At 38.9% G+C, this 6,189-nt stretch carries 5 protein-coding genes; 3 read left to right on the top strand and 2 right to left on the bottom strand.

What is annotated here, in order from left to right; all coding sequences use genetic code 11:
* Window positions 1-280: 280 nt before the first annotated feature.
* The gene (gene hisS, locus V5N68_RS02930; protein ID WP_332065694.1) at window positions 281-1,768 is read left to right on the top strand and encodes a histidine--tRNA ligase; all 1,488 of its coding nucleotides are present in this window, start codon (window positions 281-283) and stop codon (window positions 1,766-1,768) included.
* Window positions 1,769-1,879: 111 nt separating this feature from the next.
* Here the strand turns inward: hisS and V5N68_RS02925 are convergent, their stop codons facing one another.
* Entirely contained in the window at window positions 1,880-2,404 is a 525-nt protein-coding gene (locus tag V5N68_RS02925; RefSeq protein ID WP_332065693.1) for a peroxiredoxin, read from the bottom strand.
* A gap of 198 nt (window positions 2,405-2,602) precedes the next feature.
* Here V5N68_RS02925 and V5N68_RS02920 point away from each other — a divergent pair, with 198 nt between their 5' ends.
* The gene (locus V5N68_RS02920) at window positions 2,603-4,231 is read left to right on the top strand and encodes an alpha-D-glucose phosphate-specific phosphoglucomutase (protein WP_332065692.1); all 1,629 of its coding nucleotides are present in this window, start codon (window positions 2,603-2,605) and stop codon (window positions 4,229-4,231) included.
* 18 nt (window positions 4,232-4,249) lie between these two features.
* Here V5N68_RS02920 and fumC read toward each other — a convergent pair whose 3' ends face one another.
* Window positions 4,250-5,638, bottom strand: a complete 1,389-nt coding sequence (gene fumC / locus V5N68_RS02915; RefSeq protein WP_332065691.1) for a class II fumarate hydratase — start codon at window positions 5,636-5,638, stop codon at window positions 4,250-4,252.
* 226 nt (window positions 5,639-5,864) lie between these two features.
* On the opposite strand from fumC, the gene groES reads away from it, so the two are divergent.
* Window positions 5,865-6,161, top strand: coding sequence for a co-chaperone GroES (gene groES / locus V5N68_RS02910; RefSeq protein ID WP_332065690.1), 297 nt, complete (start codon window positions 5,865-5,867; stop codon window positions 6,159-6,161).
* The last annotated feature ends 28 nt before the right edge of the window (window positions 6,162-6,189 follow it).

Genomic DNA, 6,189 nt, shown 5'->3' with positions numbered 1-6,189 from the left:
AAAAATCAAAAATTGATAACAGAAAAGCTTTCAAAAATATAAAAAAAGAGAGGATTTCTGCTTATTATGGGAACATAAGTGCTTAAAAGGCATTTTATCTCCAGCGTTATTTAAGGAGATAAACATAAAGCCTTCAGAAATCCAAAAAAAGCGGACTATGAAATATGGTAAAAAGCTTGTGCATGTTTTGTTAGGCTAAATCTATAAAGCCATTGCAGTAGGCTGTGCTATCATATAGATAAAAATTATCCGTGAATACATATCATTACTAGAGAAAAAAATGTCATCAAAACAAGAAAAAAACAAAGCTCGTCTCCCACGTGGTTTTGTTGATCGTATGGGCTCACAATTATATGCAGTTGAAACAATGATTGCTCAGATCCGTGAAGTGTATGAACTGTACGGGTTTGAAGCGCTTGAAACGCCAATTTTTGAATATACAGATGTTCTTGGAAAATTTTTACCTGACGAAGATCGACCAAATGCAGGTGTTTTTTCTTTACAAGATGATGATGAACAATGGATGTCTTTGCGTTATGACTTGACGGCTCCTCTTGCTCGTTATTGTGCAGAGAATTTTGAAGGTTTGCCAAAACCTTATCGAAGTTATCGTTTTGGTTTTGTTTTTCGTAATGAAAAGCCTGGTCCGGGGCGGTTTCGGCAATTTATGCAGTTTGATGCCGATATTATTGGATCATCAACGGTAGCTGCTGATGCGGAAATTTGCATGATGGCAGCGGATAGTCTAGAAAAATTAGGCATACAGCGGCATGATTATGTGATCCGACTCAATAATAGAAAAATTCTTGATGCGGCATTAGAACAAATTGGTTTGGGAGAAACAGAACAAACTGAAAAACGCTTAACTGTTTTAAGGGCAATTGATAAACTGGATAAATTTGGTTTTGAAGGAGTCCGTTTGCTTCTAGGGCAGGGTCGTTTAGATGAGAGCGGTGATTTTACAAAAGGGGCGGGGCTGCATGAGAAAGAAATTGAATATATTCTTTCTTTAATGGCTATTGAGGCTAAAACAGAAGACGAAATTATTAAAAATCTTAAAAAAATTGTTGGAAGTCATTCTCTTGGGATGGAAGGCATATGTGAACTTGAAAAAATGCAAACCATTTTTAAAGAGAATGGGTATCAGGATCGTATCAAGATTGATCCATCAGTGGTGCGTGGATTGGACTATTATACAGGGCCTGTTTTTGAGGCTGTATTGCTTTTTGATGTCTTTAATGATGAGGGGAAAAAAGTTGTATTTGGATCCGTTGGTGGCGGCGGGCGCTATGATGGGCTCATTGCGCGTTTTCGTAGTGAAAATGTTCCTGCAACAGGGTTTTCAATCGGCATATCACGTTTGATATCAGCTTTGCAAAATCTTAGAAAATTACCTATAAAGAAGGATACAGGCCCGGTTGTGGTGTTGAGGATGGATAAAGAGCCGGAAATCGTTGCACGATACCAAAAAATGGTGAGACAATTGCGCAATGCGGGAATTCGTTCTGAACTTTATTTGGGCGAAGCAGGAATGAAAGGGCAGATGAAGTATGCTGATCGGCGGCATGCTCCTTGTGTGGTGATCCAAGGAGCACGAGAGCGCCAAGACAACAAAATACAAATTAAAGATTTGATTGAAGGGGCGCGTTTATCTCATGAAATCAAGGATAATCAAACATGGCGTGAAAGTCGACCAGCACAAATAACCGTTGATGAAGATCAATTAGTAAAGGCCGTAAAAGATATTTTACAAGCACAAAAACTGTAAAAATGTATTTCTTTAAATATAAAGTTATTATTTTTAAAAGCATAATGGAGAAAACAAAAACGGCACAAACTGCTTTCAAATAGAGCTCGTGCCATTTAAATAATAAGTTTTCTAGCTTTTTAGTACTTTTAAAATATTCTCTGGTGAGGAAATTTCGTAAGGATCTGATGTGCAATTATCTGAAAAGCCTTCCTCTTCAAACCATTGCTCAATGATGCCATCGTTAACGATAGCTGCATAGCGCCATGAGCGCATTCCAAAACCGATATTGTCTTTTGCTACAAGCATTCCCATTTTGCGTGTAAATTCTCCTGAACCATCAGGGATGAGTTTTACTTTTTCTATGCCTTGTGCTTTCCCCCAAGCATTCATGACAAAAGTATCATTGACGGAAAGACAATAAATTTCATCAATACCAAGGTTTTTAAATTCATCATAAAGTTTTTCAAAATTAGGGAGCTGAAAGGTTGAGCAAGTAGGGGTAAAGGCTCCAGGAAGAGAAAAAAGGATAACCCGTTTCCCCTTAAAGTATGCGTTGCTATCAACATCTTGCCATCGATAAGGGTTATTTCCACCAATTGATTCATCACGTACGCGGGTGTGGAAAGTAACGTCGGGAACTTTTTTTCTCACCATGATTATGCTCCTGTATTTTCATGAAGTTTATATTTTTAAAATAAATCTTTTTGTTTAAAAGCGTGTTAGAGAGTGCAATTTAAACAACCATATTGCAATAAGTTTGCAAGTATTTCATTCTGGCGTCAAGTAAAATTAATGGTCGACTTTGCTTGATGTTTGCCATAAAGTTAAAGAGAGTAGTATGAAGGCGTTTTTATGACCATAACTACAGTTTTGACTACGGCTTTTGATGATCAAAAAATGGGAACGTCTGGTTTGCGTAAGAAAGTTTCTGTTTTTCAACAGCCTCATTATGTTGAAAATTTTATTCAATCTATTTTTAACAATATTGGATATGTTAAAGGGAAGCTATTTATTCTTGGCGGAGATGGACGTTATTTAAACCGTACACTCATCCAGATTGTATTAAAAATGGCGGCTGCTCATGGAGTAGCTTGTATTAAAGTGGGACGAGGGGGTATTTTATCGACACCTGCTGTTTCTCATCTTATTCGTAAATATCATGCACATGGTGGGATTATTCTTTCAGCAAGTCACAATCCTGGGGGGCCAGAGGGAGATTGTGGTATAAAATACAATGTTGCTAATGGAGGACCTGCTCCAAATTCTTTGTGTGAAGCTATTTTTACAACATCACGATGCCTGTTTTCTTACAAAACTATTGATGTGCCAGATATCGATTTAGACAACGAAGGTACAAAATTTATAGGATCTATGCGCGTTGATATTATTGATCCTGTAGCTAATTATGTGGCTTTAATGCAGGAGATTTTTGATTTTGAGCGCATTGCAAAGGCCGTTTCAGAAGGGCTAACTTTGCAATTTGATGCAATGCATGCTGTAACAGGGCCTTATGCACAGGAAATTTTCGAAAAATGTTTGGGTTTTTCTCAAGGAACTGTCGTAAATGCTGTTCCTTTACCCGATTTTGGAGGAAAAAATCCAGATCCAAATTTGGTTCATGCTAAGAGGCTTTATGATTTGTTGATGTCTGATCACGCACCTGATCTGGGTGCTGCATCCGATGGCGATGGGGATCGTAATCTCATTATTGGTCGTAAACAATTTATTACACCTTCTGATTCCTTAGCTATTATGGCTGAAAATGCTCATTTAATTAAAGGGTATAGGTGCGGTATTGCAGGGATTGCTCGTTCTATGCCTACGGGGCGTGCAGCTGATCTTGTTGCTGAAAAAAAAGGATTGAATCTTTTTGAAACCCCGACGGGATGGAAATTTTTTGGGTCGCTTTTAGATGCTGAAAAAATAACTTTCTGTGGTGAAGAAAGTTTTGGAACAGGGTCTAGTCATATCCGTGAAAAAGATGGGGTATGGGCTGTGTTATTTTGGTTAAATCTTTTAGCTGTAACTGGAAAAACAGTAGCGCAAATTGTTCAACAGCATTGGCGTACTTATGGGCGTTTTTACTATTCACGTCATGATTATGAAAATGTCGAAATACAGAAAGCATATATGCTTTTAGAGCAGTTGCGCGAAAATTTGCCGCAGGCAGGAACGACAGTTGCTGGTTTAAAAGTTGAAAAAGCAGATGATTTTATTTATTATGATCCAATTGATCAGAGTATCAGTCAACAGCAAGGAATACGCATTTTTTTTGATAATAATGCACGGTTAGTGGTGCGCTTGTCTGGGACAGGAACCGAAGGAGCTACCTTACGGCTTTATTTTGAGCAGTACGAAGGTGATGCATACAAACACGATCAAGACCCGCAAAAAGTCCTTCAACCTCTACAACAAGTGGCGCTGAAGTTGTTAAATATACCTCAACGATTGGGCCGCGAACGGCCCGACGTTATCACATAGAGTGTTTATGAGAGATATTTATTGTGGGTGGATCATCTTTCTAGGATCAACAAGCCGATCATAATCTTCTCCAGAAACGCCTGCTTTAATAGCTTCAGTCCGTAAAGTTGTATCATTCTTATGCGCTGCTTTAGCAATTTCAGCCGCTTTTTCATAGCCAATCTTTGGTGCCAGAGCGGTGACCAGCATGAGAGAGCGTTCCATGAGAGAATGGATATGAACCCGATTGGCCCGTAATCCCTGAATGCAATGCATATCAAAGGAGCGCATGCAATCACCAAGAAGATTAATTGATTGTAAAACATTATAGCCGATCACGGGCTTATAAACGTTCAGCTCAAAATGTCCCTGACTTGCAGCAAATGTTACACTGGTATGATTACCAAAGACCTGGCATGCAACCATTGTCATTGCTTCACATTGGGTAGGGTTCACTTTTCCTGGCATGATAGAAGAGCCTGGCTCATTTTCTGGGAGGCTTAATTCACCCAATCCTGAGCGTGGACCTGATCCCAAAAAACGAATGTCGTTAGCAATTTTGAAGAGATCAGCTGCCAGTGCATTTAAGCTTCCATGGAAGTGTGCAAGGGCTCCATGATTTGCAAGTGCTTCAAACTTGTTATGGGCAGTTTTAAAAGGAATTCCTGTCAGGGAACTAATCATTTCTGCAAATGCAACATCAAAACCTTGAGGGGCATTAAGTCCTGTTCCAACAGCTGTACCTCCCTGGGCAAGCATTTGAACATCAGAAAGGGCCAATTCAATGCGTTTACGGTTCGCTTGGAGTGCAGTTCTATAGCCTGAAAATTCTTGACCCAAAGTAAGAGGTGTTGCATCTTGCGTATGGGTACGGCCAATTTTAATGATATCTGTAAATTCTTCTTCTTTTTTTTCTAAAGTCGTAATGAGGGCATCAAGGATGGGCAATAAATGTTGATGTGTTTGGAGTGTGGTGGCGATGTGGAGGGCTGTAGGAAAGGAATCGTTCGACGATTGGCTCATATTGACATGGTCATTAGGATGCACAGGTGCTTTGCTGCCAAGCTTTCCTCCCAAAAGCATGCTGGCATGGTTAGCAATGACTTCATTGACATTCATATTGCTTTGTGTCCCTGAACCTGTTTGCCAAACAGAAAGTGGGAAATGTTTATCGAATGTACCTGAAAGAACATCATCAGCTGCAGAAATGATCGCTTTTCCTATGTTTTGTGGGAGTTTACCTTTTTCCATATTTACGAGAGCTGCCGCTTTTTTTACAAGGGTTAAAGCATAAATTATGGTAAGAGGTTGTTTTTCCGTGCCAATGTTAAAATTATGCAGAGAACGTTCAGTTTGTGCTCCCCAATAACGATCTTGACGTACTGAAATTGTTCCAAAGCTATCAGTTTCCTGACGTGTTTCAACCATGATAAAATCCTTTTATGTTCATTGGTTATCAAGTAGTAAATAACGCAAAATAGAAAGGCTAGGCAAGCCTTTGAAGCTTTTACTAAAGATTAAATTTTTTTGCTTAATCCTTGACATCGTTAAGCCACGATTTTATATTTCCAAATGGTGTTAGCACTCACACATAAAGATTGCTAACAAGGACTTAAGATTAATTCAATTATATTAAGTTTTAAGGATTTAAAAAATGAATAACATACAATTCCGCCCACTTCACGATCGTGTCGTTGTTCGCAGGGTTGAATCTGAAAATAAGACTTCCGGTGGGATTATTATCCCCGACACAGCGAAGGAAAAGCCACAAGAAGGTGAGATTCTTGCTGTTGGTAATGGCGTTCTCGATGATAACGGAAAGCGCGTTCCTTTAGAGGTTAAAACAGGGGATCGTATCTTGTTTGGAAAATGGTCTGGAACCGAAGTGAAAATTAATGGTGAAGACCTCTTAATCATGAAAGAATCTGACATTATGGGAATTTTAGGCTAAATTTGCCTTTCAATTTTTTCATTATGTA

Origin of the sequence: Bartonella eidoli, assembly GCF_036576145.1 — a bacterium.
Lineage (GTDB): Bacteria > Pseudomonadota > Alphaproteobacteria > Rhizobiales > Rhizobiaceae > Bartonella.
This window is presented reverse-complemented; position numbering and strand designations above follow the sequence as displayed.

Excerpts from the sequence above, each read along its gene's own strand:
- hisS (WP_332065694.1), top strand. The coding sequence starts at position 281 with ATGTCATCAAAACAAGAAAAAAACAAAGCTCGTCTCCCACGTGGTTTT.
- V5N68_RS02925 (WP_332065693.1), bottom strand. The coding sequence starts at position 2,404 with ATGGTGAGAAAAAAAGTTCCCGACGTTACTTTCCACACCCGCGTACGT.
- V5N68_RS02920 (WP_332065692.1), top strand. The coding sequence starts at position 2,603 with ATGACCATAACTACAGTTTTGACTACGGCTTTTGATGATCAAAAAATG.
- fumC (WP_332065691.1), bottom strand. The coding sequence starts at position 5,638 with ATGGTTGAAACACGTCAGGAAACTGATAGCTTTGGAACAATTTCAGTA.
- groES (WP_332065690.1), top strand. The coding sequence starts at position 5,865 with ATGAATAACATACAATTCCGCCCACTTCACGATCGTGTCGTTGTTCGC.